General features: G+C 43.7%; 27 protein-coding genes. 9 read left to right on the top strand and 18 right to left on the bottom strand.

Annotation, left to right across the window (positions count from 1 at the left end; all coding sequences use genetic code 11):
- Positions 1–194: 194 nt before the first annotated feature.
- A complete protein-coding gene (locus tag AWH66_RS00380; protein WP_063606622.1) occupies positions 195–1,043 on the top strand; it encodes a GGDEF domain-containing protein in 849 nt (282 codons plus the stop codon).
- 43 nt (positions 1,044–1,086) lie between these two features.
- On the opposite strand, the gene arsB is transcribed toward AWH66_RS00380, so the two are convergent.
- The 9 genes from arsB to AWH66_RS00335 all read right to left on the bottom strand — a co-directional run bounded on the left by arsB (position 1,087) and on the right by AWH66_RS00335 (position 9,982).
- On the bottom strand, positions 1,087–2,136 hold the full coding sequence (arsB, locus tag AWH66_RS00375) for an ACR3 family arsenite efflux transporter (protein ID WP_240495578.1): 1,050 nt from the start codon (positions 2,134–2,136) through the stop codon (positions 1,087–1,089).
- Between the two features lie 100 nt (positions 2,137–2,236).
- Entirely contained in the window at positions 2,237–2,545 is a 309-nt protein-coding gene (locus tag AWH66_RS00370; RefSeq protein WP_063606665.1) for an ArsR/SmtB family transcription factor, read from the bottom strand.
- Positions 2,546–2,676: 131 nt separating this feature from the next.
- Positions 2,677–3,897 (bottom strand): organoarsenical effux MFS transporter ArsJ, encoded by a 1,221-nt coding sequence (gene arsJ, locus AWH66_RS00365; RefSeq protein WP_063606623.1) that lies wholly within the window; start codon positions 3,895–3,897, stop codon positions 2,677–2,679.
- Positions 3,898–4,084: 187 nt separating this feature from the next.
- Entirely contained in the window at positions 4,085–4,579 is a 495-nt protein-coding gene (locus AWH66_RS00360) for a cyclin-dependent kinase inhibitor 3 family protein (protein ID WP_063606666.1), read from the bottom strand.
- A 2-nt stretch (positions 4,580–4,581) separates the two neighbouring features.
- On the bottom strand, positions 4,582–5,586 hold the full coding sequence (locus AWH66_RS00355; protein ID WP_063606624.1) for an ArsJ-associated glyceraldehyde-3-phosphate dehydrogenase: 1,005 nt from the start codon (positions 5,584–5,586) through the stop codon (positions 4,582–4,584).
- Positions 5,587–5,639: 53 nt separating this feature from the next.
- Positions 5,640–5,963: an ArsR/SmtB family transcription factor gene (locus AWH66_RS00350; protein WP_062459922.1), complete on the bottom strand. Its 324-nt coding sequence runs from the start codon at positions 5,961–5,963 to the stop codon at positions 5,640–5,642.
- Between the two features lie 181 nt (positions 5,964–6,144).
- Positions 6,145–7,005, bottom strand: a complete 861-nt coding sequence (locus AWH66_RS00345) for an SIS domain-containing protein (protein WP_240495580.1) — start codon at positions 7,003–7,005, stop codon at positions 6,145–6,147.
- Between the two features lie 83 nt (positions 7,006–7,088).
- On the bottom strand, positions 7,089–8,498 hold the full coding sequence (locus AWH66_RS00340; RefSeq protein ID WP_063606625.1) for a glycoside hydrolase family 32 protein: 1,410 nt from the start codon (positions 8,496–8,498) through the stop codon (positions 7,089–7,091).
- 47 nt (positions 8,499–8,545) lie between these two features.
- On the bottom strand, positions 8,546–9,982 hold the full coding sequence (locus tag AWH66_RS00335; protein ID WP_240495577.1) for a sucrose-specific PTS transporter subunit IIBC: 1,437 nt from the start codon (positions 9,980–9,982) through the stop codon (positions 8,546–8,548).
- Between the two features lie 214 nt (positions 9,983–10,196).
- On the opposite strand from AWH66_RS00335, the gene rpiB reads away from it, so the two are divergent.
- The 3 genes from rpiB (at position 10,197) to AWH66_RS00320 (ending at position 12,215) form a co-directional block, all read left to right on the top strand.
- Entirely contained in the window at positions 10,197–10,649 is a 453-nt protein-coding gene (gene rpiB / locus AWH66_RS00330; RefSeq protein ID WP_063606627.1) for a ribose 5-phosphate isomerase B, read from the top strand.
- Positions 10,642–11,319 carry a ribulose-phosphate 3-epimerase gene (gene rpe / locus AWH66_RS00325; protein WP_006075705.1) on the top strand — a complete coding sequence of 226 codons (678 nt, stop codon included), beginning with the start codon at positions 10,642–10,644 and terminating at the stop codon, positions 11,317–11,319. The genes rpiB and rpe overlap by 8 nt, the downstream gene beginning before the upstream one ends.
- Before the next feature lie 146 nt (positions 11,320–11,465).
- Entirely contained in the window at positions 11,466–12,215 is a 750-nt protein-coding gene (locus AWH66_RS00320; RefSeq protein WP_063606628.1) for a metalloregulator ArsR/SmtB family transcription factor, read from the top strand.
- Between the two features lie 19 nt (positions 12,216–12,234).
- Here AWH66_RS00320 and AWH66_RS00315 read toward each other — a convergent pair whose 3' ends face one another.
- On the bottom strand, positions 12,235–12,900 hold the full coding sequence (locus AWH66_RS00315) for an HAD-IA family hydrolase (protein WP_063606629.1): 666 nt from the start codon (positions 12,898–12,900) through the stop codon (positions 12,235–12,237).
- Positions 12,901–13,434: 534 nt separating this feature from the next.
- Between AWH66_RS00315 and pykF the strand changes: the two genes are divergently transcribed.
- Both pykF and AWH66_RS00305 read left to right on the top strand, forming a co-directional pair.
- Positions 13,435–14,847 carry a pyruvate kinase PykF gene (gene pykF / locus AWH66_RS00310; RefSeq protein ID WP_038225057.1) on the top strand — a complete coding sequence of 471 codons (1,413 nt, stop codon included), beginning with the start codon at positions 13,435–13,437 and terminating at the stop codon, positions 14,845–14,847.
- Positions 14,848–15,001: 154 nt separating this feature from the next.
- On the top strand, positions 15,002–15,685 hold the full coding sequence (locus AWH66_RS00305; RefSeq protein ID WP_063606630.1) for a GntR family transcriptional regulator: 684 nt from the start codon (positions 15,002–15,004) through the stop codon (positions 15,683–15,685).
- Between the two features lie 471 nt (positions 15,686–16,156).
- On the opposite strand, the gene sspB is transcribed toward AWH66_RS00305, so the two are convergent.
- From sspB to zapE, 8 genes are all read right to left on the bottom strand, one after another.
- Positions 16,157–16,645, bottom strand: coding sequence for a ClpXP protease specificity-enhancing factor (sspB, locus tag AWH66_RS00300; RefSeq protein ID WP_063606668.1), 489 nt, complete (start codon positions 16,643–16,645; stop codon positions 16,157–16,159).
- A gap of 6 nt (positions 16,646–16,651) precedes the next feature.
- Positions 16,652–17,287: a stringent starvation protein SspA gene (sspA, locus tag AWH66_RS00295; RefSeq protein ID WP_006075657.1), complete on the bottom strand. Its 636-nt coding sequence runs from the start codon at positions 17,285–17,287 to the stop codon at positions 16,652–16,654.
- 88 nt (positions 17,288–17,375) lie between these two features.
- The gene (locus tag AWH66_RS00290) at positions 17,376–18,113 is read right to left on the bottom strand and encodes a cytochrome c1 (protein ID WP_063606631.1); all 738 of its coding nucleotides are present in this window, start codon (positions 18,111–18,113) and stop codon (positions 17,376–17,378) included.
- Positions 18,110–19,375 (bottom strand): cytochrome b, encoded by a 1,266-nt coding sequence (locus AWH66_RS00285; RefSeq protein ID WP_063606632.1) that lies wholly within the window; start codon positions 19,373–19,375, stop codon positions 18,110–18,112. The genes AWH66_RS00290 and AWH66_RS00285 overlap by 4 nt, the downstream gene beginning before the upstream one ends.
- Entirely contained in the window at positions 19,375–19,965 is a 591-nt protein-coding gene (gene petA, locus AWH66_RS00280; RefSeq protein ID WP_038224352.1) for a ubiquinol-cytochrome c reductase iron-sulfur subunit, read from the bottom strand. Before petA ends, AWH66_RS00285 begins: the two co-directional genes overlap by 1 nt.
- Positions 19,966–20,429: 464 nt before the next feature.
- A complete protein-coding gene (gene rpsI / locus AWH66_RS00275; RefSeq protein WP_006075740.1) occupies positions 20,430–20,822 on the bottom strand; it encodes a 30S ribosomal protein S9 in 393 nt (130 codons plus the stop codon).
- Between the two features lie 15 nt (positions 20,823–20,837).
- Positions 20,838–21,266, bottom strand: coding sequence for a 50S ribosomal protein L13 (gene rplM / locus AWH66_RS00270; RefSeq protein ID WP_006075739.1), 429 nt, complete (start codon positions 21,264–21,266; stop codon positions 20,838–20,840).
- Positions 21,267–21,468: 202 nt separating this feature from the next.
- Positions 21,469–22,572: a cell division protein ZapE gene (gene zapE, locus AWH66_RS00265; protein ID WP_063606633.1), complete on the bottom strand. Its 1,104-nt coding sequence runs from the start codon at positions 22,570–22,572 to the stop codon at positions 21,469–21,471.
- Between the two features lie 140 nt (positions 22,573–22,712).
- Here zapE and zapG point away from each other — a divergent pair, with 140 nt between their 5' ends.
- The 3 genes from zapG (at position 22,713) to degS (ending at position 25,961) form a co-directional block, all read left to right on the top strand.
- Entirely contained in the window at positions 22,713–23,171 is a 459-nt protein-coding gene (zapG, locus tag AWH66_RS00260; RefSeq protein ID WP_063606634.1) for a Z-ring associated protein ZapG, read from the top strand.
- Positions 23,172–23,286: 115 nt separating this feature from the next.
- On the top strand, positions 23,287–24,654 hold the full coding sequence (locus AWH66_RS00255; RefSeq protein WP_063606635.1) for a Do family serine endopeptidase: 1,368 nt from the start codon (positions 23,287–23,289) through the stop codon (positions 24,652–24,654).
- 242 nt (positions 24,655–24,896) lie between these two features.
- Positions 24,897–25,961 (top strand): outer membrane-stress sensor serine endopeptidase DegS, encoded by a 1,065-nt coding sequence (gene degS, locus AWH66_RS00250; protein ID WP_038222997.1) that lies wholly within the window; start codon positions 24,897–24,899, stop codon positions 25,959–25,961.
- The last annotated feature ends 34 nt before the right edge of the window (positions 25,962–25,995 follow it).

Here is a 25,995-nt window from a genome sequence, read left to right as displayed (position 1 = left end):
TTCGGCTGCTTTACCCTCTGTCAAACCGTCTCATCAATGAGAACTAAGTCATTCTTTTCCAAGAACTATCAACAAGAGGATACGCATCACAGTTCTTATACTAAGAGCATGCTAGAAACGGCTGAAAAAACGATAACGACATCGACCGCTTTTCAGCTGTAGGAAGATCGGGCTTACTTGAGTGAGATTTAGCAGTGACAGATTTGACATATCACCAAGCGAATGAATTATTTCGCCATTTCCCGGGGTTTCTGTCGATTAGAAATTCGTCCCACGAATACGTCTACATCAATGATAAATTTAATGTCTGGCTACGCCAGTATACCGACGTCAACCCAATAGGGATGACGGCAACCGCACTAGCTCAAGTGGTTCCTGAAAATGTAGCCAATATGCTTCAAGAGTGTCATGACGCGAGTATCGATTATATTGAGTCCGGCCAATGCATTCCAAAAATCGTTAAGTTTCAAAGCTTACATTCTACTTTCTACTACAATGTGCTGAAGTTTAAAGTCGATATTGAAGGCGAGTCTTTCATCTATACCACCAGCTTCGATGTTTCTGAACTGCATCAAGAAGCAAAGTTCTTCGAAAAGAAAGCGTATACCGATCCATTAACCAAACTGCGAAATCTGACTTATCTCAGTTCGATTCGCTGGAAAAAAGGATTCTGCGTCGTTATTGATCTCGATAACTTTAAGCAAATTAACGATAGCTTGGGTCATAGTGAAGGCGATTTGGTTCTACTTAGGTTCGCGCGTTGCTTACGACAGAGCTTCTCTGATAAAGATGTGATTGTTCGATATGGGGGGGATGAGTTTGTCGTTTTAACGCACTATGAAAATGAAGACACATTAAAGCAAGCCATAGGCAAACTGCATCGGTTATTTATTGATGATTTCCAAGCCTATCCTGAGCTTTGCCACAGTATTGGCTATTCGGCATTTCAATCCAGTTTACGAATCACTTTGAAGAAAGCCGACCTTGCCATGTACCAAAGTAAACACGATAAACGCGCAAAAAAGCCTAAAGTCCTATTATAAAAAAGCTGAGCCAATGCTCAGCTTTTCACTTTTACTTTTGGCTCTAGTAGCGTTTTTTCATTTTCAACGTGAAGTTCACTAAGGCGATCAGCACTGGCACCTCAATCAGAGGACCAATAACCCCTGCAAACGCTTCCGGCGAATTCAAACCAAATACAGCAATTGCCACAGCAATAGCCAGTTCAAAGTTATTGCCCGTCGCGGTGTAAGCAATAGAGGCATTCTTATCAAAAGGAACCCCCATTTTCTTAGCAACAAAGAAACTCACAAAGAACATCATGAAGAAGTAAATAGTAAGTGGAATTGCCACACGTACCACTTGCATTGGCAATTCAACGATCATCTCACCTTTGAGGCTGAACATCAGTACGATGGTAGCCAGTAGTGCGATTAATGTCATCGGTGAAACCTTAGGAATAAAAGTCTCGTTGTACCATTGCTCTCCTTTCTTCGCGACTAAGATCTTGCGACTTAAAAAGCCCGCTAGGAAAGGAATGCCTAGATAAATCATCACACTTTCAGCGATATCGCCCATTGAGATATCCACGACCTGCCCTTGGAAACCAAATTTTGGCAGCAATACCGTAATGAACAACCAGGCAAGGAAGCTATACGTGATAATTTGGAATACGCTATTCAATGCGACCAAGGCTGCGCCGTATTCTTTGTTGCCACCACCAATGTCATTCCATACCAGTACCATAGCAATACAGCGTGCTAGACCAATTAAGATGACACCCGTCATTAAGCTGGGCTCATCACCCAGAAATGTCAGCGCCAGCACAAACATAAGAATTGGGCCAACCAACCAGTTCATAACCAATGAGAGTGTCACGGCCTTTTTGTCTTGAAGCACATTGCCCATCAAACCGTAGTTCACTTTTGCCAATGGCGGGTACATCATCAGTATCAAACCAATGGCTAGGGGGATATTAGTGCTACCAACCGTCATTGACTCATTCAAGCTCTCAATCTGGCTTGGAAATGCAACCCCTAGAACTACTCCAATTCCCATCGCTAAAAAGATCCATAAAGTAAGAAAGCGATCAAGGAAGCCCAGTTTTTTCGGTTGTTCCATAGCTAACTCGGACATGTTAACTCTCCAATATCGTCAATCGTCGAATAACGATTAAGTTATAGTGATAAAAGTCGGCAATGCCGACTCAATAATCAAAGAATGGTAGAAGCTTTACCTAATCAAAGGCTGACTGTGTTAGTCGAGCAAAGCCACTGAGTGCGTCTCTCTGGATTCGATAACACACTTTCGGTGGCATCGGCTCAGCACTAATAAAACCGGCGACTTTAAGTATACGTAAATGCTCAGATACCGTTGATTGAGCGAGACCTAATTGAGAAACCAGATCGCTGTTTAAACAACCACCAGCTCGTTCTAGGTCTGACAAAATTCGTAAGATACGAATACGAGCAGGATGGGACAATGCCTTAGCTTGTGCCGCCAGCTTTTTCTCTTGAGCCAGTTGCTCATCTGATGCAATAAACATTTCAGTATTATCAACTGTACAATTCGTCACATTCTACCCTCTATCGTATTTTGACGATAAATATACGCCTGACATAAAAAGGAGTCAATCGTCTTTTGACGATTAACTCTTTAAAGTGGATATTTTATGACTTACTGAGCGATCGCTTTCGGTGCACCAGGCAAGCGGATCGAAATGATGGTCGTCAGCACAAGGAAGGCAAAAGAAACCCACATACATGCTGCAAGACCAGCAACTTGGAATACCCAGCCAGACAACACAGTGCCAATTAAACGTCCCATCGCATTAGCCATGTAGTAAAAGCCTACATCCATGGAAACTCCATCACCTTTGGCATAGCTGACAATCAGATAGCTATGAAGCGAGGAGTTTACTGCAAAGATAGCGCCGAAAATCAATAATCCAAACACAATCACAGCCTGTGGGTACCACTGCATTTGAACACAATAAGCGATTATGCCAGTCACGGCTGCAAGCGCTAATGCCCACCACATTGCTGCACTGCCATCGGGTACTTTCCCTTGGGATTTACCCGTAATTTTGGGGGCAATACCTTGAACAAAGCCATAGGCAATTACCCACGTAGCCAGAAACCCACCGACTAATGTATGATCCCAACCGAACACCGAACCAAGGTAAATAGGAAGTGCCACGACAAACCACACATCGCGAGCGCCAAATAGAAACATACGTGCTGCAGACAGAATATTGATGCTCTCTGATTTAGAGAAAATCTGCTTAAACTTGGGCTTCGCCTTTGCTTTACCCATATCACTTTCTAGGCTAAGTACACTGCCGATAAACACCAAACTAAGCACAGCTGCCATGGCAGCAACGGCATATTGGAAACCAAGTACAGAGAGCAGCAGACCACCGATAAAGAAGCCGGCCCCTTTCAGGGCATTCTTAGAGCCAGTAAGAATCGCCACCCACTTGTAGAGTGCACCTTGCTGTTCATCAGGCACTAACGTCTTAATGGCGCTCTTTGCACTCATTTTATTCAGGTCTTTGGCAATTCCAGATAGCGCTTGTGCAGCCATCACCCAAGGAATGGTTAGCCAGACACTCGGCACGGCCAGCATCAACAAGGCGAAAATCTGCATCCCAAGACCGATATTCATGGTTCGATTTAGCCCCAAGCGAGCCCCAAGCCAGCCACCAATTAAGTTAGTGACCACACCAAAAAACTCATAGAACAAAAACAGAGAAGCAATAGCTAAGGTGCTATAACCTAGATCATGGAAATACAGCACCACCAACATGCGTAGCGCACCATCAGTAATAGTGAAATTCCAGTAGTTAAAAGTGACCAGCATATACTGGCGAACGCTTTTGCTAAGGTTAGACAACATAATTCTTCTGCCTGAGTAGGGTTTAATTACTCGTGTAAAGTTGAGTAACTCAGTAAAACAAAGTCACTCAGTAAAGCATCGTCACCCCTGCGAAGGCAGGGGTCTACTCAACGTGAGTACCTACCTAAACGAGACTCCCGCTTTTACAGACACACTGTAATTGTGATGAAAGTTAAATGGGCGACAATTAGAACGTCGCCGCTAACTTCTCTACATAATCAATTTGTGGCTGTTTGGTAAAAGCGCCTGGACGTAATGCCTGCACTTCACGGCGAATCGTCTCAAGATCCCAACCTTTTTCTAGCAGCAAATTGGCCGCTAGAAGACCAGTACGTCCGGAACCACCCATGCAGTGCATTGCAACCTTTTCACCCGCCTTAACCGCTTGATGTAATTCTGGCGAAATTGCTTTCCAATCATCTGCAAATTCAACACTTGGCGCGCGATCATCTTCAATCGCAGTTTGAAACCATTTGATCCCTAGCGCTCTTGCTTTTGCACCAAGTTCTGCAACTCCTGCTTCCGCCATCTCGTGATTATCAAGAGCCGTCACAATCACAGTCACACCTTGAGCTTTAAGTTGCGCTAATGAATCATCCAGAGATACATCTTTAGTTCCAGGACAAGGCGTTAACACTAGCGCCGCATTATCTACATTCAGTTCCCATGTTGGATGCATCATCATTACCCCACTAGACCGACTTTACGAACCAATTCTGCTGTGCGTGTTGCATAGCCCATTTCATTGTCATACCACGCATAGATTTTCACCATACGAGAGCCTACCACCATTGTAGATTGTGCATCGACAATCGTTGAACGCTGGTCACCTTTATAATCGATGGACACCAATGGTCGTTCTTCAAAGCCAAGAATTCCCTTCAGCTCACCCTCTGACGCTTCTTTCAGTAGCGTGTTCACCTCTTCTGCAGTGGTGTCACGTTTGACGTCAAAGATAATGTCAGTCAAAGATGCATTCGCTAACGGGACACGAACAGCGTGGCCATTAATCTTGCCCTTCAGCTCTGGGAAAATCTCAACGATAGCGGTTGCACTGCCTGTCGTTGTCGGAATAAGGCTCATGCCACAAGCGCGAGCACGACGTAGATCTTTGTGTGGTGCATCTAGGATAGTTTGCGTATTAGTCAAATCATGAATCGTAGTAAACGATGACTGCTCAATACCCAATTTTTCGTGAATCACTTTCACAACTGGTGCAATACAGTTAGTCGTGCACGATGCTGCTGTAACAATACGATGTGCTTCAGCGTCGAAAATATCGTCGTTAACACCGACGACAATATTAGCAATACCGGCTTCTTTCACTGGCGCAGAAACCACAACACGCTTAACGCCTTGATCTAAGTATTTATTCAAGAATTCAGTTTTGCGGTGCACACCCGTTGCTTCAATCACCACATCACAGTCAGACCAATCGATCGCGTCGATATCGCGCTCTTGCGTGGTTTTAATGCGCTTACCATCGATAACAAGCTCATTACCTTCGACTGTAACACCATGATGCCAGGTACCTTGAACTGAATCGAATTCAAGCAGATGACCTAGTGTGGTTGCATCGCCTGCGACATCGTTGATCAACACAAATTCTAATTCTTGCCAATCGAAAGCAGCACGCAGAGCCAAACGACCAATTCGACCAAATCCGTTAATACCTACTTTAATAGCCATAACTCAATCTCTTAATTACTTAATACATTCGGTGATGAACTAACGCCTGATACCTACTTAGAAGGTGGCACAAGTTCGTTAAAGTTTAGTTGATAAGCGCTTTGCAAGCAGTTCGATTGCTCAAGCCCTTTCAAGGTTCTGTATAACCAGCCTGGCAGCCCTTCCGCCAAGCTGTAAAAAACATGCTGCCCTTTACGAGTATCTTTTAGTACACCAGCTTGCCTTAACATTGCCAAATGTCTTGAGACTTTTGGTTGGCTCTCTCCCAATGCCTCAACAAGACTATTCACACAGACCGATTCATTCGCAGATACCCACAGCAAGGTTCGGATACGTGTTTCATCAGACATCAATTTGAAAAACTCATGCGGAAGCATACCTAAATACTCATATATGGATATGCGTATATATTAATTTTTATATATTAAGAGTCAAGAATCTTTTTAAGCTGTCATAAAACCTTCATAGTTGAATATCTTGGGAAACATAGAAAAGCCCATCAACTTCTTACGGTCGATGGGCTCAAATGGCAGAACAAACTACTTATTTAACAGAAGCTTAGCGATGCAATCGTTCTACTGCTCTGATGGTTTTGCTCAAACTCTCTTCCGCTAGAGATGGCATTTTGCTTGCCATGGTGGCATACAAACTGTCGATCATCGCCAATTTAACCAAACGCGCAGTGCCGTTTTTGCCAAGCACAGGCTCAGGTGATGCTGGCGCATAAAGTGGGATATCCGACAAGGATGACAGCTCTGCGTGATAGTTATTGGTAATAGAAATCACGGTCGCACCAGACTGTTTTGCCTGACGCACAGCATCCATGAGATCAACCGTCTGGCCAGAATGAGAGACCACCAACACAACGTCTTGGTCTGTCATAATGCTCGCTGACATTAGCATTAAGTGACGATCTTTAGGCACCGATGATTTAATACCAATACGTAGCAGCTTATGCTGAAAATCTTCACAAATAATGCTTGAACCACCCACTGCAAAAAGCTCAATATTGCGAGCCTTTAGCAGGGCCTCAGCAGCAGCATCGACCATCCCTACATCCACGAAATTGAGGATCTCAGTTAGGGCATTTATGGAGTTTTGCAGTACCTTTGACACAATCTTCTCAGCGCTATCATCAGGCAACAAACGCTCACTTGGCGCATAGGACTGAGTTTCGCTCTGTGCATACAACGACTCTTTCAGCTGTTTAAAGCCGCTAAAACCCAACTTCTTCGACACTTTGACAATCAGTGCCGGAGAGACACTTAATCGCCCTGCAACCTCATTGATCGAGGTCGATTTTTGCAAAAAATGCGGCTGCAAAAAGTTTTCCGCTATCGATTGTTCCGTCTTAGTCAGCGACGGCATCATCATGCGTATATTGGGGATTACCTGATTCGAGTTCACAACTTTCAACACAGCTCTCAAAGTATTTCCTTCATTATAACCCTAAAACTACTGGATTTTCTGCACCTGTCAGCGACGAGTGTGCACTTGAATCACTAAATCTCTAATGTCCAATGCTGATAGTTGACTGCTTTATCACTTTCAAATCGGAAACCACATTGCAGCTCACTGCTATTTGCTTGTCCAAAGAATCGACTGGTCATTACTGCCTTTCCGTCATTGATAAAGACTTCAACACATGAGTGGTCACGCATCAGCTGCAACGAAGAGACTTTCCCCTGCCATGCTTTAACTTCCCATAAACCTGTTTTAAGGTTCTTACGTCGAGTTGTGATGTTCGAAGGCGTGACTAACAGTGATAAATCATCGGATAGCTCAATCGCGATAGTGGCTCCGTCAATATCTTGCAGCAACAATTCGGCACTTAAGCCAACCAAAGAGGTGGATAGGCAGGTGCCTGATAGTGGATTGCGGCGCAACGTCGCCAATTCTTCAACGGGTTGTTGTAACAGCTCACCGTTGAGAATGGTTAATCTGCGCGGGCAGGTCATTTGGTGAATCCAACCATATTCAATAGTTGGTTGATAAGGTTCAAACTCATCCGGTTTACCCATCCAACCAAACAAAATACGACGTCCCTTATTATCTTCGAAAGTCTGTGGCGCATAGAAATCGAACCCGTGGTCCATCAAACGGCTGCCAGTAGCGTTGTAAATCGCTTGGTGGTAATCGAGCTCACCCAAAGTGACCTCAACATCAAATGTTTCTGTCGCTTTGCCCTCGATATCTATCCAAGTCTTTGGACAAGTAATCATGACATCGCGCCCATCAAGAGCGAAGAGATCTGGACACTCCAGCATAAAGTTAGCATCTTGCTTGCCATTGATGTCAGTGCCGTAAATGTCACCACATTTCTCCCACTGATGCAGGTCAGTAGATCGATATAAAATCACAACACCACGCTGTTGCAGATCTTCTGCTCCAAGCACCATGTAATAATGCTTACCACGTTTCCAAACTTTAGGATCTCGAACATGACCGCTATAACCTTCAGGCAATGACAATACCGGCCCAAGCTTAATGACCATGCCCTGCTCATCTAGCTGTGCTCGACACTGATAGGCAGTTCGACCACCTTGTGGGTATTTGACATTACCGGTGTAAAACAGCTCAAGCTTACCATCGACTTCAATAGCAGAACCGGAGTAACAACCCGAGGTCTCATAGTCTTCAGTCGGTGCCAAAGCTAGGGGTTTATGCTGCCAATGAATAAGGTCTGGGGACGTTGCTAGCCCCCAGGCCTTTGCACCATGTTCACATTTGAGTGGGTTCCACTGATAGAACAGATGGTATTCACCATTAAAAAACGATAAGCCGTTGGGGTCATTCAATAAACCAACACGTGGAGCGAAGTGCCACACTGGACGATATGGGTCATGCTCTCCCTGTTTGGGAGCATTGAGCAAAGATTGGATGGTTTGCAGGAAATATTGAGTATCTGTCATAAAAACTCCAAAGCCTCCCCATTGAGGGAGGCTTATCATTAAATCACTTATTTCTTTTCAAGCATCTTGTCAGAGAAACCCATGGTGTAAGTCAACGAGAACGCCACACCACAACTTACCGCGTGAACGAGTAAGTAAGAGAGAATCTGACCATCTAGATAAAGTAACGTGCCTGGTATAACGGTTACCGCCATACCGCTCGCCGCTAGCCCAAGAATTTGTGCTACAAACCCACCAGCAGCACCACCGACTAGAGCGAATACAAATGGACGATAGTAACGAAGGTTCACACCAAAGATTGCTGGTTCAATAATACCTAGGAAAGCAGATACCGTTGATGGGAAACACAGCGCTTTAAGCTTCTTACTTTGCGTCTTCATACCAACCGCTAGACACGCTGCACCTTGAGCTGAGATGGCACCAGTAATAAGTGCGTTGAAAACGTTACTGCCTTCGTTCGCTAGTAGCTGGATTTCTAACAGGTTAAACACGTGGTGAACACCAGTGATAACAATCAAATCCCACACGAAGCCGATAATCAGACCACTTAAGCCAAATGGTAGGTCAAGCAAGTACTTAGTCGCCTCTACCATGGTCACTTCAACGATGTGGAACAATGGACCTACAGCAAGAAGCGCAACAGCACTCATAATAAGCAGCGTTAGGAATGGGGTCATGACCAAATCAAACGCCTCTGGCATGATTGAGCGAATACGGCGTTCCAACTTCGCGGTTAAGAAACCTGCGATAAATGCTGGAATAACCGAACCTTGGTAGCCAACGACTGGAATAAAGCCAAAGAACATCAATGGATTCGCTTCACCGAAGCCAACCGCCCACGCATTAGGTAATGCAGGGGAAACCAACATCAGACCAAGCACCAAACCTATCAATGGTGTCCCGCCGAATACGCGGCTTGCCGACCAAGCCACCATTGCAGGTAAGAAGATAAACGCCGTATCCGTAAGAATTTGAGTATAAAGGATAAAGTTTGCAGGAATAGAATCCGGCGTTAGACCAAAGATAGCCAACACTTCAGGTCGCGTCACAAGTCCACGAAGCCCCATAAACAACCCTGTTGCTACCAAGGCTGGTATCAGTGGGACGAACACATCACTGAATGTGCGAATTGCTCGTTGTAGCGCTGTACCTTGTTGGTTTGCTGCTTGTTTAATTTCTGACTTTGAAGACGTTGACAAATCGAGATTCTGAACCGCCTCAAATACACGGTTAACCGTTCCTGTTCCGAAGATAATTTGGTACTGGCCACTGTTAAAGAACGCGCCCTTTACCTTGTCTGTATCTTCAATCCTCTCTTTATCGATTTTGGTTTCATCTGCCACCATCACACGTAAACGTGTTGCACAGTGCGCGACCGATACTATGTTTTGTTCACCGCCTAGCGAGTTAACCAACTCTTCTGCAATCAACGAATAAGACATCATTTCATCCTGTGATTTGTTTATTGAGTAATTGCTTTTCAATCTATCACCCCTTTACGTGCTAGACGACGATCTTTATCACAAAATAAATTAATTCATGAAATTTACACGATAATGAATTTTATTGTGAACTTTTTAATTGTTATTTTTCATTCACTTATATTGCAATCGAGATTTTGGCGAAAATTAAATATTTACAGATGTGAATTTTATCGTAAAATCAAATCCATATTTATCGGTTAAGGTACAGACAAACATGATCATTTCTATCGGTTGTGACCACGTAGGTTTCGAACACAAAGCTCTCGTTATTAGTCACTTAGAGCAAAAAGGTCATCAAGTGATCGACTTAGGTGCTCAATCTGCTGAGCGAACTGACTACCCTCAATACGGCAAAGCGGTTGCACACTCAGTAATTTCAGGTCAAGCCGAGCGCGGCATTTTGATCTGCGGAACAGGTGTTGGCATTTCGCTAGCTGCTAACAAAGTTCCAGGTATTCGCGCAGTGGTTTGCAGCGACCCATACACCGCTCAGCTTTCTCGCGAGCATAACAACACCAACATTCTTTCGTTCGGCTCTCGCGTCGTAGGAATTGAGCTCGCTAAAATGATTGTAGACCGTTGGTTAGAAGGTGAGTTTGAAGGTGGCCGTCACCAGAATCGTATTGACCAAATTGCAGATATCGAAAAGGAGCTCACTCATGGCTAAGTTTTGTCCTTCAATGATGTGTGTGGATTTCTCTAAACTGCCTCAAGAGTTGGCGGAGTTAGAGAAAGCCAAAGTAGATATGCTTCATATTGATGTAATGGATGGACACTTTGTTCCTAACTTCGCATTAGGTCCAGAAGATATTAAGGCTATCCGCAATACAACCGATATTGAATACGATGTACACCTAATGTTGTCTAATCCAGATCAATACATTGATATGTTTGCTGATCTCGGTGCAAGCCTAATGTATGTTCATGCGGAGGCGCCACCGCACCTACATCGTACGCTTGGTAATATTCAAGCGAAAGGCATTAAATCAGGACTGGCTATCAATCCAGGCACACCTCTCAGTGTGATTGAAGATGTACTCGATGTCACAGACGTAATTTTGGTGATGTCAGTTAACCCAGGATTTGCCGGGCAGAAGTTCATTGCCAATGCTTTCAATCGAATTGATCGCATTATTGACATGATCAACAAGCAAGGTACCGATACTAAGCTGGCTATTGATGGTGCCATCAGCCCAGAGGTCATCGATTTGCTTAAGGATAAAATCGAGTACTTTATCCTTGGTACTGCTGGCTTATTTGGTAAGCCCACTAGTTATGCGGAAACCATGGATAACTTGAGAGCAATTGCAGATGGCAAGCTAGCCACTGCAGCTTAACCCCCTACTTTAATAGCGCTCCTGCTATAAAACTCACCTATGGCTTGATAAGACCTTTCAATGATGAAAGGTCTTTCTTTAACTGCAAATAACTCTCATAATATTGCCTGCAACCACACCGTGATGCTCAATCTCTTGAGGAAACCATGACTAAAAAGATTCTCTTTGTCTGCCGAGGCAATTCAGCACGTTCGCAACTAGCGGAAGCGATTATAAATCGCGATTATGCTGAGCTTTATCAAGCCTATAGTGCAGGGAGCAGTCCTAGTCAGGTTGACGCAAGAACGATAGCGACATTGAACAATGCAGATTTTCCTGCCGATGATCTGTATTCAAAGTCCATCGACGAGTTTAAAGATACGCATTTTGACTATGTAATTACGCTCTGCTCTTCAGCACAGCGTGAATGCGGCGTATTCGAGAACACTGAAGAGAGTATTTATTGGGATCTTCCAGCGCCAACGTCTCTCTCTGATATCTCCTTCGAGGCGTCTTTATATGACCTGCAAAAGCGGATCGACTTGTTTGTTACCGTTCATCAACCAACCAACGATTTAGATTTTGATCCTCTAGTACTGCATAAGTGCTTAGGCGATCAGACTCGCCTTATGATCACTTTATTGATCTTTACAGAGGTTGAATTAAGTGTTGGGGAACTGTGTGACGCGTTACAAGAATCACAGCCTAAGATTTCTCGAGCGCTCGCAGTACTCAGAAATTGCGGGATCGTTTCAGATCGAAGGAAAGGTCAATGGGCGTTTTACTCCATTTCCGGCAAACTACCACTTTGGGCAATCGACATTCTAGACGCATCTGTGGTCAGTATGAGAGCTGCATTAGTGGCGGCTAATCAGCTACTCAACCAATCGGCCACCCGCCCTGAGAAGCATAATTAGTCGGCCCATTTTCTAATCATCAAACAAACGTCAGCAATTGGCGCATTTCAGTAATGTAATGCAAATATGCGCTGTTGATTGTGAGCTCTTTATGCGGTTCCGCATGGGAAAAGTACAACGTGGTTACATTAGCTTCGACGCCAGCTTGAATGCCGACTAAAGAATCATCTATGAATAAACACTCTTCTGGGCTTACTTGCATTTTGTCCATCACGTAGTGCAATAGTTTGGGGTCGGGCTTCCATGCATTGGCGTCCAAAGCACTAAAGACTGTGCCTTCAAAGTGCTGGTCTAGTTTAGTCAGTGGCAACGTAAACGCCATCTTTTCATGGGGAGCGTTTGATGCGATACATACCGCAATATTATTCGCCTTCAGCTCATCCAATACTTCATAGACACCATCGATAACCGTTAATTGTTCAGCAAACAGCTCCTTACAACGCAGTCGATAGTGGCTAATAAGCTCAGTTAAACCGTCATTAGCAAGCTTGGAGTTATCATCGACCAGTGCCCCGAAGATCTTTTCCAGTTTCACGCCTTGGAACTGATCTTTGACATCATCGTAGTTTACCTCGACGCCAATACTACTTAGCACTTCTACAATAGCTTGCAAACACAAGCGTTCACTATCGATCAGTGTCCCATCACAATCAAAAATCACGCATTTGATTCGGTTTGATGTCATATTTTGTTTCACCACCTGATTTCAGTCTGTTGCCTTTGAACAACAAATAGCCATAAAAAGCACACAATATCATCAGGGTTTATTGGCTTCAATGGACGAAACGTTTGTACCGTATGGACTACTATTTTGAAAAAAAGTTACCAAATGGTGCCTATTCATCCGGATTATTTATTTTGATCCAAAAATTAAATACTAAGCGCCGAAACCTTGCTCTAAAACAAGTTATGCACAGTGAAATCTGATCAATTCGGTGGTAGAATTCGTGCCCGAAAAGAAAAAAAATTACAGAATTAACGGTTATTTTTTTGCAATCTTACTGAAATATAGTGGATTAGCTCAAAAAAAGTGACCTAGAAAGCGCTTCAGTTGGTCATAAAATGACTAAACTTGTTGAAAGACTTTCATTTCTAGAAGAAGCAAAATAGGCAAGACATTTGATAGCTCATGTGAATTATTTATGGGCATCCCTAGCCTTCTAGAGAGACTAATACTAACTTTCAAATTGTAATAATATTTACCCGGAGAGTATCTTCCATGAAAAAGACCAAAATCGTATGTACGATTGGCCCTAAAACTGAATCAGTAGAGAAGCTAACTGAACTAGTAAACGCAGGCATGAACGTTATGCGTCTTAACTTCTCTCACGGTGACTACGAAGAGCACGGCACTCGTATTGCTAACTTCCGTGAAGTTATGGCAAACGTTGGTAAGCAACTTGCAATTCTTCTAGACACTAAAGGTCCAGAAATTCGTACTATCAAACTAGAAGGCGGCAATGACGTTGATCTAGTAGCTGGTCAAGAATTCACTTTCACAACAGATATCTCTGTTGTTGGTAACAAAGACACTGTTGCTGTTACTTACGCTGGTTTTGCACAAGACCTTTCTGCTGGTAACACTATCCTAGTAGACGACGGTCTAATCGAGATGGAAGTTATCTCTACTACTGAAACTGAAGTTAAGTGTAAAGTTCTTAACAACGGTGCTCTAGGCGAAAACAAAGGTGTTAACCTACCAGGCGTTTCAGTTCAGCTTCCAGCTCTATCTGAAAAAGATAAGAACGACCTAAAATTTGGTTGTGAGCAAGGCGTTGACTTCGTTGCAGCTTCATTCATCCGTAAAGCTTCTGACGTTAAAGAAATCCGTGACGTTCTAAACGCGAACGGCGGCGAGAACATCCACATCATTTCTAAGATCGAAAACCAAGAAGGTGTAGATAACTTCGACGAGATCCTAGAGCTTTCTGACGGTATCATGGTTGCTCGTGGTGACCTTGGTGTTGAAATCCCAGCTGAAGAAGTAATCTTCGCTCAGAAAATGATGATTGAGAAGTGTAACCGTGCTCGTAAGACTGTTATCACTGCAACTCAAATGCTTGACTCTATGATCAACAACCCACGTCCAACTCGTGCTGAAGCGGGTGACGTTGCGAACGCAATCATGGACGGTACTGATGCAGTAATGCTTTCAGGTGAGACAGCTAAAGGTAAATACCCTGTTGAAGCGGTAACTATCATGGCGCAAATCGCTAACCGTACTGACGGCGCACTAAAAGCTGAGCTAGGTTCTCGTCTAGACAGCCCACGCCTACGTATCACAGAAGCAGTATGTAAAGGTGCAGTAGACACAGCTGAGAAGCTAGCAGCTCCACTTATCATCGTTGCTACTGAAGGCGGTAAGTCTGCACGTTCAGTACGTAAGTACTTCCCAACAGCAAGCATCGTTGCTCTTACAACTAATGCTAAAACTGCTGCACAGCTAGTTCTTACTAAGGGTGTTCGCCCAGTTCTTGTTGATTCAATCGACAGCACTGATGAATTCTACAAAAACGGTAAAGAGTACGCTCTAGAGTCTGGTTTTGGTAAGAAAGGCGACATCGTAGTGATGGTTTCTGGTGCTCTAGTAGCTTCAGGCACAACTAACACAGCTTCTGTTCACGTACTATAATTCTTACAGTACATTCAGAACATCTATAAAAAGAGGGCTTACGCTCTCTTTTTTTTATAATTATCTTGCCCAATTTTTCAACACGCTGTACTATTCTTACGTTTTTACAACACAGCATACCGCTGAGTTGCTTTTAGGTAATTCTATTGAGTTAATGAGGTGCATTGTGTCTAGCCCAACTTTGACAGACAAAGTAGCGAAGCTAATCTGTCAGGATATTCTTTCCAGAGAGCTTAAACCAAACCAAAAGCTGGTTGTTGCGGAGCTTAAAGAAAAATATAACGTAGGAGCATCCCCTATCCGAGAGGCACTAATTCAGCTTTCGTGGATTAAGTACGTAAAGCTTGAACCGCAAAAAGGATGCTGGGTTGCACCTGTTTCTAAGGTCGAACTCTACGACCTATATGAAAGCCTCAAGGTTGTATCATCTGTGTTACTAGAAAAATCAATCAAAGAAGGCAGTGAAAGCTGGGAGCTGGAAATACTGACTGAATTTCATAAGCTATCGCGCTTTAAGTTCCAAGCAGAAAGCTTCAACTGGCAAGAGTGGGAGGAGCGTCAAGAAGCGTTCTATACTTCTCTATTAAGTGGTTGTTTCTCTAAGAATATGCTTGAATTTTTTAGCGATATTATCAGGCAGGTTAAACGTTATCGACGTATCTCGTTAACCCATTCACCAAAAAGCTTCTCACAGCTCTTCAACCTCGATGAACATGAAAAGATTATGAAGCTAACGCTAGACAAAGATCTTGATGGTGCGAAACAGCAACTTGCTGAACAACTATATCGAATGATGAAAGAGATAGAACCCACGGTCGACGAGATAGAAATGGCATAAAAAAATCGGGGCTAGCCCCGATTTTTACCATCCAAAAAACTCTTTGTGATGCGTATTCAATAGTAGCACCATAGGCAAAAAGTATAATGCACTCAGCTTAATACCTAAAACAACGAGAGTCCCAATGGTAAGTCTTACCAAAAAGTGATTGTACATAACGAACCTCTACCACCCAACTATTTGACATCCTTAATATATTTTGTCAAAAACTTGAAGAATTCCGTTCTTGAAATCAGGAAAAGCGTTTGTAAAAAAGTGTGATCTACATTCAAGAACTGGTAGTTTACTGATTATTCCTTTTAGGTCAAGTTTTAACCAGTATTAGACTTTAGTCTAATACAGTGGCACGTATTTTTCATGTCTCAAGATAAAGACTCATAAGATGTGAAAGCAATAGATAGGACTTTAGGGGTTGATTCTTGAGGTATAAAATAAGCTGCAATCACTTGCAGCTTATTTTCATTCTAGCATCTATTTCACCACACGAAGACTAGGGCGGCCCTTCGGTTTTGGTGGCTCATCATCGCCATTAGATGAGCCTATTTCAGACTCAGTAACATCTGGTTCAGATGCGACAGACAGGCCAGAAACTGGTGCTGCCTCAGTCGTCTCTTCTTCCTCAATTGAAAGATAAGCATCTTCTGGCTCGAACATTGTTCCTGCACCATTCTCGCGAGCATAGATAGCTTGTACAGAATAAAGAGGCACGATAACCGAGTGAGGTTTGCCACCAAATCGAGCATGGAAGGTTATCGCTTCATTACCCAATTCAAGTTGGCCTACTGCCCGAGGAGCAATATTCAGTATGATTTGACCATCTTGAATAAACTCTTGAGGAACACGAACGCCAGGCAGCATTGCATCAACTACAATGTGTGGTGTTAGATCATTTTCCACTAGCCAATCATAGAATGCACGAAGCATGTATGGTCGGCGAGGTGTCATTTTTTCAATATCCATGGTCACTTAGCGAACCAAACGCATCTCACGTTCAGCTTCAGTCAGTGAAGCAAGGAATGAATCACGTTCAAATACACGATTCATGTAAACTTTGATCTCTTTTGAACCTGGACCAATTAGCTCGATACCCATTTCAGGTAAGCGCCATAGTAGTGGTGCTAGGTAGCAATCGATCAAGCTGAATTCTTCACTCATGAAGTATTCGTACTCAGCAAAAATCGGTGCAAGAGTCAGAAGATCATTACGTAGTTTATTGCGAGCAGCCTCAGATTCTTCCGCAGAACCTTTCATAACTTTCTCTGCAAGAGTGTACCAGTTACGTTCAATACGGTAGATCATTAGTCGGCTATTACCACGTGCAACTGGGTAAACAGGCATAAGTGGCGGATGAGGGAAACGCTCATCAAGATATTCCATAATGATCTTTGAATCGTAAAGGGCTAGCTCACGATCAACCAAAGTAGGAACGGTCTTATATGGGTTTAGCTCAGCAAGCTCAGCAGGGATGTTCATTTCATCCACTAACTCAACTTCAACACTGACACCTTTTTCAGCTAGAACGATTCGAACCTGGTGGCTATATAAATCGGTAGCACTTGAGAAAAGAGTCATCACAGAACGTTTATTGGCAGCTACAGCCATGGAGCCCTCCGGGATACTTACAAAAAAACAATGGAGGCGACGCCTCCATTGTGAACAAATTTGGAATTAGCGCGAGATTATAGCACAATTAGTGAACATCACGCCAATACTCTTTCTTGAGCAACACGACGACAATAGTGAAGATGACTAGGAAACCCATCACCCACCACCCAAGCGCATGACGCTCAAGTTTCACTGGGTCACCAGAGTATTCTAGGAAGTTCACTAAGTCGCGAACGGCATCATCATATTCACTCGAACTCAACTCACCACGGCCATCAGTTTCTGTACCAACAACCACTTTAACTTCTTGACCATCAACAATTTGTGTCTCGTAGATAGGAGTTGGAATACCTTGAAGCTCTTCAAGAACATGAGGCATACCTACGTTCGGGAACGTCACGTTGTTCACGCCAAATGGACGGCTTGGGTCCACATAGAATGAACGCAGATAGGTATATAACCAATCAACACCACGAACACGTGCAACAAGCGTTAGATCAGGTGGCGCAGCACCAAACCAAGCCGCAGCTTGTTTCTGTGGCATTGCATTCACCATCAAATCACCAATCTTCGCTTCTGGGTCGAAAACAAAGTTCTCTTTAGCAAGATCTACTGGGATACCTAAGTCGTTCGCGACACGCTCATAACGTTGGTATTGCGTCGAGTGACAGGCAAAACAGTAGTTCATAAACAGCTTAGCGCCATTTTGAAGTGATGCTTGGTCACTAAGATCGTTGTTTGCTTTATCTAGATGTACATTACCACCAGCAGCTAGCGCTAGAGATGGCAGCAATGCGAAAAGTACTACAATCCACTTTTTCATTTGAAAGTCACCCTCTCTGGTAATGGCTTAGTTTTCTCATTCTTACTGTAGAAATACAGCAGAACGAAGAACATGAAGTAACCTAAACTGAAGATCTGAGCCAGCAGCGTATACGTTGGTGTTGCAGGTAGTGCACCAAGAATACCCAAAGCAATGAAGCTGATAGTGAACTGAATAATGTTCAGTAGGTGAATCTTACTTCTGTAGCGATAAGAGCGTACTTTACAACGATCGAACCATGGCAATAGGAATAGGAATACAATCGATAGTCCCATTGCAACAACACCTAGTAACTTGTCCGGTACAGCGCGAAGAATCGCGTAAAACGGAGTGAAGTACCATACAGGAGCAATATGCTCAGGCGTTTTCAGAGGGTTTGCTGCTTCAAAGTTAGGTGGCTCAAGGAAATAGCCGCCCATTTCTGGATTGAAGAACAACACGTAACAGAACAAGAAGAAGAAACCTGCGATACCCACCATATCCTTAACAGTTCCATAAGGGTGGAATGGAATGGAATCGATGATGTCATATTTCTTGCTGTAGTAATCGTGGAACTTAAACTGCGTCTTATAATCGTCGCCCATTGTGCCTTTCGGTAGCTTAGTCTCGATACCATCAGGGTTGTTCGAACCCACTTCGTGAAGTGCTAAAACGTGTAAAACGATAAGAAGAAGTAGCACGATAGGCAGAGCAATAACATGCAGAGCAAAGAAGCGGTTGAGCGTCGCTCCAGAGATGATGTAGTCGCCACGAATCCAAAGAGTAAGGTCGTCACCGATAACAGGAATCGCACCAAATAGTGAGATAATAACCTGAGCACCCCAGTATGACATTTGTCCCCATGGTAATAGATAGCCCATGAAAGCTTCTGCCATTAAGACTAGGAAGATGAGCATGCCGAATACCCACAGTAGCTCACGAGGCTTTTGGTATGACCCATAAATCAGGCCACGGAACATGTGAAGATATACGACAACAAAGAATGCTGAAGCACCCGTAGAGTGCATGTAACGAAGTAGCCAACCGTATTCCACATCACGCATGATGTATTCAACAGATGCAAATGCACCATCGCCAGAAGGTACGTAGTTCATAGTTAGCCAAATGCCTGTAAGGATTTGGTTAACCAGGACAAGCATGGCTAGAGAGCCAAATAGATACCAAAAATTAAAGTTCTTTGGCATCGGGTATTCAGATAAATGCTTTTTATAAGCATTCATTGCTGGTATACGTTTTTCTACCCAATCAAGTAACGCTTGCATTATGCATCCCCCTCATCAACACCAATGAGTATTTTCGTGTCACTCAAATACATATGTTTAGGGACCACTAGGTTAAGTGGCGCAGGAACACTCTGGAATACACGTCCCGCCATGTCGAACTTAGAACCGTGGCATGGACAGAAGAATCCAGAACGTACACCTTGAACTTGTTCACTAAAAGTGTCTGGTAGATAAGTAGGTGAACATCCTAGGTGGGTACAGAAACCGACGGCAACAAAATACTCAGGTTTAATTGAGCGGAATTCATTTTGTGCATATTCAGGTTGCTGTTCTTCAACAGATTTAGGATCTCGTAACTGACCATCGATAGTAGTCAGGTTGTCCAAAACTGATTGAGCTCGACGTACGATCCAAACGGGCTTACCCTGCCATTCGACACGGACCATTTGGCCTTCTTCGAGCTTACTGACTTCCACCTCTACAGGGGCACCAGCAGCTTTAGCTTTGGCACTTGGGTTCCAAGATTTAATAAAAGGAACGGCGACTGCAGCTGCCCCCAGACCACCAACAACCGCAGTTGTAGCAGTTAGGAAACGCCTGCGACCGTTATTTAAAGGCGCATTGCTCATCCAACATTTCTCCCATTTGCTCCTTTGGGTCAATACCGAGCGAATCCAAGTTGCTCTTTCATGTTAAATAACCTTACGGGGAACCATTCCTTGGGTTATTTTCCTTGAATTGAACGAGCCAAATCTAGTTTATTATTTTGGCTACTTGAGTCAGCTCAGACATCGATTCCGACCAGCAGAGCATGGCTAACAAAGTACAAATTTTTGTTGTATTTATTTGATAGCAAATGATAAAGAAAACCCTACTTTTTGACAAGATAAAGCTACCTTTTCGTAACATCTATAGCAGGAAATCGCTTGCTAGTTCACAAAAGGGAGGAAAAGGACAGTCTGTTATGAGGAGTTGAGCAATTTTCAGAGGTTAGATAAACGCAATAAACAAAAAAGCCCAGCCATAAGGCTGAGCTTTTTGATCCACAATCCAGTCGAAACTGGAAAGCATAATCTTCTCGATAAGGAGAAAATTAACGCTTAGAGAACTGTGGACGACGACGTGCTTTACGTAGACCAACTTTCTTACGCTCAACGCAACGAGCGTCGCGAGTAACGTAGCCAGCTGCACGTAGAGCAGGACGTAGAGTCTCATCGTATTCCATTAGCGCGCGAGTGATACCGTGACGGATAGCACCTGCTTGACCAGAAATACCGCCACCTTTAACAGTAACGAATAGGTCTAGCTTCTCAGTTAGTTCAGTTAGCTCAAGAGGCTGACGAACTACCATGCAAGAAGTTTCGCGACCGAAGTAAGTTTCTAGATCACGCTTGTTAACTACGATGTTGCCAGTGCCTGGTTTGATGAAAACACGAGCAGCTGAGCTTTTGCGACGGCCAGTGCCGTAGTATTGATTCTCTGCCATTTTCGAAATCCCCGATTAGATGTCTAGTACTTGTGGTTGTTGAGCAACATGGTTGTGCTCAGCGCCAGCGTAAACTTTAAGCTTACGGTACATAGCACGGCCTAGAGGACCACGTGGTAGCATACCTTTAACCGCTAGCTCAAGAGCCATTTCAGGCTTACGATCAATCAGCTTTTCGAAAGTGATTGATTTTAGGCCACCTGGGAACTCAGAGTGACGGTAGTAAACTTTGTTTTTAGCCTTGTTACCAGTTACAGTAACTTTCTCCGCGTTTACAACGATGATGTAATCACCAGTGTCAACGTGTGGAGTGTATTCAGCTTTATGTTTGCCACGTAGGCGAGATGCAATTTCACTTGCTAGACGGCCAAGAGTTTTACCTTCAGCGTCTACAACGTACCAGTCGCGTTTTACAGTTTCTGGTTTAGCAACGAAAGTTTTCATGCTAATAATAACCCGTTAATTAAATTTACACTTAAGGAGCTTTCGCTCCCACTGTCTAAGAGCCCATACATCACCCCTTCGAGTGTTGAAACTCTCGGCTATTTGTTTCAGAGAAACTAGCCTGCAGTAACGGTGGGTCGCAGGATTATAGAGAAGCTCGAAGAAAAAATCATCTATTTTTTGGACAAAATTGGTAAAAACCTCAAGCTAAGTGCTCTGATGCCAAATAGTCATGGCTTTGCATCTCCGTTAATCGCGAAATACAGCGCTTAAATTCAAACTCCAGCTGACCTTTAGTATAGATATTCTCAAGGGCTACCTCAGCAGAAATGATAAGTTTTACCCTTCGCTCGTAAAATTCATCAACTAAGGCAATAAAGCGCCTCGCCGCATCATCTAATTTGGCATCCATCTGCTTAACATCAGCCAGCAATACAGTGTGATAAATTCTCGATATCTCGATGTAATCATTTTGGCTGCGCATGGTTTGGCAAAGCTGTGCAAAACTGGCGTAGAGTACATCATCGGCAGAGGCAATCACTTCGATGTCTCGATGATTAACCTCTATTGATTGCTCTTGAACTCGATCTTCTGTTACTAACTGACCAAAATAACGCTTTAGATTGGCATGCGCAGCGGCATCTAACGGGTAATGATAGATCTCTGCCTGTTCTAATGTTCTCAAACGGTAATCAATACCACTATCGACGTTCAGTACATTACAGTTTTTCTGAATCATAGTAATAGCAGGAAGGAACCTTGCTCGCTGCAAACCGTTTCGATATAGGTTTTCTGGAGGAATATTCGACGTCGCTACCAGTACAACACCACGCTTAAATAGAGCTTGCAACAAAGTGGCTAGAATCATGGCATCCGTAATATCAGAAACATAAAACTCATCAAAGCAGATGATTTTCGCTTCAGAAGCAAACGTATCTGCGACCTGTTCTAGAGGGTCTTGCACATCACCTAAGCGCTTTAGCTCATCATGAACTCGATACATAAAACGGTGAAAATGAACTCGCATCTTTTGAGACGTCGGCAGACTGTCGAAAAATGCGTCCATTAAGTAGGTTTTCCCTCGACCTACCCCACCCCAAAAGTATAACCCTTGTGGCGGAGTAGCTTGCTCGGGTGATTTTCCTAGCAGCTTCTGCATCATACTTAACGCAGGGGCTTCGAAGTTCAAATAATCGACGTACTCATGATGCAAACGGTCTAAGGCTTCAACGGCAGCCCTCTGCGCGGGGTCGCTTTGGAAACCATTTGTTTCAATATCATTATTGTATTTTTCTATGGGCGTCATGGATAACTCGCAACACTGATCCAACTGTTATTATTAGCGTATTTTGCTTTATTGGCTTGAATTCTCATAGTAACATGGCTAAACGACGTGTGTAACCGCTTGGTAACGCACATGTTAATAAACATTATAAAGGAGCTGTTATGCCTTGGATATATGCCATTGTCGGCTTGCTAGTTGGTGCTATTCTAGGAATTGTGATTTCTCGACTGACTACTCCACAATACAAGAAACAAAAGACCATCCAAAAAGACCTTGAGTCCGCGAAGTTTGCACTGGAGCAACAGCGTCAAGAATTGTCTGATCATTTCGCACAAACCGCTGAAATGCTTGATACATTGGGGAAAGACTACACTAAGCTTTATCAACACATGGCGAAGACCTCTTCGGAGCTGCTGCCAAACCTACCCGAGCAAGATAACCCGTTTGTCAAAAAGATTGCTGAACACAATGTAGAAACGATAAACGATGCTAACACTACAGAAGAACCGCCAAAGGATTACGTTAATGGCGCGACAGGACTTCTTAGAGAAGAGAAGAAGGAAGTGATTGAAGCTCCAGAAGCTGTCTCACAAGAGCCCGTCACCGCTAAAGCTTCGTAACATCCTCATCTATTGGCCAGCAATTACACAAATTGCTGGCTAATTCACCACCCCAAGTGAACTTTATAGAATTCGTTGAGTCATAACCCTTACTGATCCATAGAGGAGTTTTATGATGAAAAAACCATTGCTTGCATTAACTGTTCTATCGTTAAGCTTGAGTTCAATCATCGCCCCACTACCTGCAACCGCTGCTTTACCTTTATCTGTCGATGGCGAACAGCTTCCAAGCCTTGCTCCTATGCTAGAGCAAGTTACGCCCGCAGTTGTTAGTATTGCTGTTGAAGGTACTCAGGTTTCCCGTCAAAGTTTGCCTGAGCAATTCCGTTTTTTCTTCGGCCCTGACTTCCCAACCGAGCAATTACAAGAAAGGCCTTTTAGAGGGTTAGGATCTGGCGTTGTCGTAGATGCTAACAAAGGTTATATCGTTACTAACTATCACGTCATCAATGGCGCAGAAGACATTCGCGTTAAACTTCATGACGGTAAAGAGTATGAAGCCGAACTTGTCGGTGGTGACGAAATGTCAGATGTAGCGTTACTAAAAGTTGATGGCGCTAAAAACCTCACAGAAATCAAAATTGCCGACTCAGATCAACTACGCGTCGGTGACTTTACGGTAGCTATCGGCAACCCATTTGGACTGGGGCAAACCGTTACTTCTGGTATCGTCTCTGCATTGGGTCGTAGTGGACTGAATCTAGAGAATTTTGAGAACTTCATTCAAACTGATGCTGCAATTAACAGTGGTAACTCAGGTGGCGCGTTAGTTAACCTGAAAGGTGAGCTCATCGGTATCAATACCGCTATTCTTGGTCCTAATGGCGGTAACGTCGGGATAGGTTTCGCAATCCCTTCGAATATGATGAAAAACTTAACCGAACAAATCATCGAATTTGGCGAAGTGAAACGCGGCATGCTGGGTGTTCAAGGTGGAGAAGTCACTTCGGAACTTGCTGAGGCCTTAGGTTACGACTCCAGTAAAGGTGCCTTCGTAAGCCAGGTAGTCCCTGACAGCGCAGCAGATAAAGCTGGACTTGAAGCGGGTGACATCATTGTGTCTGTTAACGGTAAGAAGATCTCGACCTTTAGCGAGCTCAGAGCCAAAGTGGCAACACTTGGTGCGGGTAAAACGGTTAAGCTTGGCATCGTACGTGATGGCAAAGATAAATCCTTTGATGTCACCCTAACAGAAGCCACCAAAACCATTACCAAGGCCGATAAGCTTCATGAAGGACTAACAGGCGCAGAGTTTGCAAACACTGATAAGAGCGACCCTGTTGAAGGGGTAAAAGTGAAATCGGTAGCGGAAGGATCTCCAGCTGCTCAATATCAACTTGAGCAAGGCGATATCATTATCGGTGTGAACCGTACTCGAGTGAAGAATGTTGGAGAACTGCGTAAGATACTTGAGAAGAAACCTGGTGTTTTAGCTCTCAATATCCAGCGTGATGACCGAAGCATTTACTTAGTTGTACGCTAGAAGCTCACAAAATTGTAAATTCTAAGTGAAAGAGCAGCTCTGATTAGAGCTGCTCTTTTATTATTTAAGTGTTAAATGATATCCTCTGCCTTTATAGTTGTCGTTTCATGCAACACGAGTTTTTTAGTTAATATCATGAAATCAACTCGTTTGAGTCGCCTCTCAATACTATGCTTGCAAAGTAGAAGTCATTGAAAGAATACGTTAACGACATCAGTTTTTGCGTTTGAATAGAGGAAGTGATGCTGAATTTTCTAATCCGATCGGTATCTATGGGTCTAGTAACCGCACTATTAGTGCTATTGGCGGTCCCTTCTCTAAGACAGAACATCATACCTCAAAACTTAACTGCTCAACCTGCAGACAATAGCAGCCTACAGATTTCATTTAACCAAGCTGTACGTAAAGCCGCACCTGCGGTTGTGAATATCTACAGTCGACAGTATAAAGAAAATGACCGTACCACTCTATCCACCCAAGGACTAGGATCTGGCGTTATTGTTAGCGACAAAGGCTACATCATTACCAACTATCATGTGGTCGCGAATGCCGATCAAATCATTGTCGCGCTGCAAGACGGCCGAGTGGCGGCAGCACAACTGGTTGGTAAAGATCAGCGCACGGATATTGCGGTTCTGCGAATTGAAGGTGGTAACCTACCCGTTATTCCACTCAACCCTAATTATTCCCCTAAAGTTGGCGATGTTGTCTTAGCGATTGGTAACCCTTATAACCTTGGACAAACCACTACTTTTGGTATTATTTCAGCAACCGGACGTTCTTCTATTAGTGCCGGCGGAATTCAAGCATTCATCCAGACAGATGCGGCAATTAACCAAGGTAATTCGGGTGGTGCTCTAGTCAATACACTTGGTGAGCTAGTCGGCATTAATACCGCTTCTTTCCAGCAAGCAACCGACCTTGAAACCTACGGTATTTCTTTTGCTATTCCTTACCAGTTAGCCAGCAAAATCATGGAAAAGATTATCGCAGATGGTCGAGTTATCCGCGGTTATATTGGTATCGATGGACAGGACATTAACTCTGTAACCGCTCGATTACTTGGGAATGAGCATATCGGCGGTATTATTGTTCTTGGCTTGGACCCTGAAGGCCCTGCGGCAAAAGCAGGAATCAAAGTTCAAGACATCGTCCTGATGATAGATGGCAACAAACTCAATGGACGTCAGGGCGTGTTAGATCTAGTAACAGACCTAAGACCGGGCACCACCGTTGACGTTAAGCTACTTCGTGATGGCAAAGAACTCACCGTACCTGTTACGGTAGGCGAAGATACTCGCGAATAAAAAAGATTCGTTTAACGATTAGACTATGGTAAAT

Source organism: Vibrio barjaei (genome assembly GCF_001639065.2).
GTDB classification, from domain to species: Bacteria; Pseudomonadota; Gammaproteobacteria; order Enterobacterales; family Vibrionaceae; genus Vibrio; species Vibrio barjaei.
The sequence above is the reverse complement of the archived record's forward strand: the minus strand, read 5'-3'. Positions and strand labels throughout refer to the sequence as shown.

Excerpts from the sequence above, each read along its gene's own strand:
- arsB (WP_240495578.1), bottom strand. The coding sequence starts at position 2,136 with ATGTCCGAGTTAGCTATGGAACAACCGAAAAAACTGGGCTTCCTTGAT.
- AWH66_RS00370 (WP_063606665.1), bottom strand. The coding sequence starts at position 2,545 with ATGTTTATTGCATCAGATGAGCAACTGGCTCAAGAGAAAAAGCTGGCG.
- arsJ (WP_063606623.1), bottom strand. The coding sequence starts at position 3,897 with ATGTTGTCTAACCTTAGCAAAAGCGTTCGCCAGTATATGCTGGTCACT.
- AWH66_RS00360 (WP_063606666.1), bottom strand. The coding sequence starts at position 4,579 with ATGATGCATCCAACATGGGAACTGAATGTAGATAATGCGGCGCTAGTG.
- AWH66_RS00355 (WP_063606624.1), bottom strand. The coding sequence starts at position 5,586 with ATGGCTATTAAAGTAGGTATTAACGGATTTGGTCGAATTGGTCGTTTG.
- AWH66_RS00350 (WP_062459922.1), bottom strand. The coding sequence starts at position 5,963 with ATGCTTCCGCATGAGTTTTTCAAATTGATGTCTGATGAAACACGTATC.
- AWH66_RS00340 (WP_063606625.1), bottom strand. The coding sequence starts at position 8,498 with ATGACAGATACTCAATATTTCCTGCAAACCATCCAATCTTTGCTCAAT.
- rpiB (WP_063606627.1), top strand. The coding sequence starts at position 10,197 with ATGATCATTTCTATCGGTTGTGACCACGTAGGTTTCGAACACAAAGCT.
- rpe (WP_006075705.1), top strand. The coding sequence starts at position 10,642 with ATGGCTAAGTTTTGTCCTTCAATGATGTGTGTGGATTTCTCTAAACTG.
- AWH66_RS00320 (WP_063606628.1), top strand. The coding sequence starts at position 11,466 with ATGACTAAAAAGATTCTCTTTGTCTGCCGAGGCAATTCAGCACGTTCG.
- AWH66_RS00315 (WP_063606629.1), bottom strand. The coding sequence starts at position 12,900 with ATGACATCAAACCGAATCAAATGCGTGATTTTTGATTGTGATGGGACA.
- pykF (WP_038225057.1), top strand. The coding sequence starts at position 13,435 with ATGAAAAAGACCAAAATCGTATGTACGATTGGCCCTAAAACTGAATCA.
- AWH66_RS00305 (WP_063606630.1), top strand. The coding sequence starts at position 15,002 with ATGAGGTGCATTGTGTCTAGCCCAACTTTGACAGACAAAGTAGCGAAG.
- sspB (WP_063606668.1), bottom strand. The coding sequence starts at position 16,645 with ATGGATATTGAAAAAATGACACCTCGCCGACCATACATGCTTCGTGCA.
- sspA (WP_006075657.1), bottom strand. The coding sequence starts at position 17,287 with ATGGCTGTAGCTGCCAATAAACGTTCTGTGATGACTCTTTTCTCAAGT.
- AWH66_RS00290 (WP_063606631.1), bottom strand. The coding sequence starts at position 18,113 with ATGAAAAAGTGGATTGTAGTACTTTTCGCATTGCTGCCATCTCTAGCG.
- AWH66_RS00285 (WP_063606632.1), bottom strand. The coding sequence starts at position 19,375 with ATGCAAGCGTTACTTGATTGGGTAGAAAAACGTATACCAGCAATGAAT.
- petA (WP_038224352.1), bottom strand. The coding sequence starts at position 19,965 with ATGAGCAATGCGCCTTTAAATAACGGTCGCAGGCGTTTCCTAACTGCT.
- rpsI (WP_006075740.1), bottom strand. The coding sequence starts at position 20,822 with ATGGCAGAGAATCAATACTACGGCACTGGCCGTCGCAAAAGCTCAGCT.
- rplM (WP_006075739.1), bottom strand. The coding sequence starts at position 21,266 with ATGAAAACTTTCGTTGCTAAACCAGAAACTGTAAAACGCGACTGGTAC.
- zapE (WP_063606633.1), bottom strand. The coding sequence starts at position 22,572 with ATGACGCCCATAGAAAAATACAATAATGATATTGAAACAAATGGTTTC.
- zapG (WP_063606634.1), top strand. The coding sequence starts at position 22,713 with ATGCCTTGGATATATGCCATTGTCGGCTTGCTAGTTGGTGCTATTCTA.
- AWH66_RS00255 (WP_063606635.1), top strand. The coding sequence starts at position 23,287 with ATGAAAAAACCATTGCTTGCATTAACTGTTCTATCGTTAAGCTTGAGT.
- degS (WP_038222997.1), top strand. The coding sequence starts at position 24,897 with ATGCTGAATTTTCTAATCCGATCGGTATCTATGGGTCTAGTAACCGCA.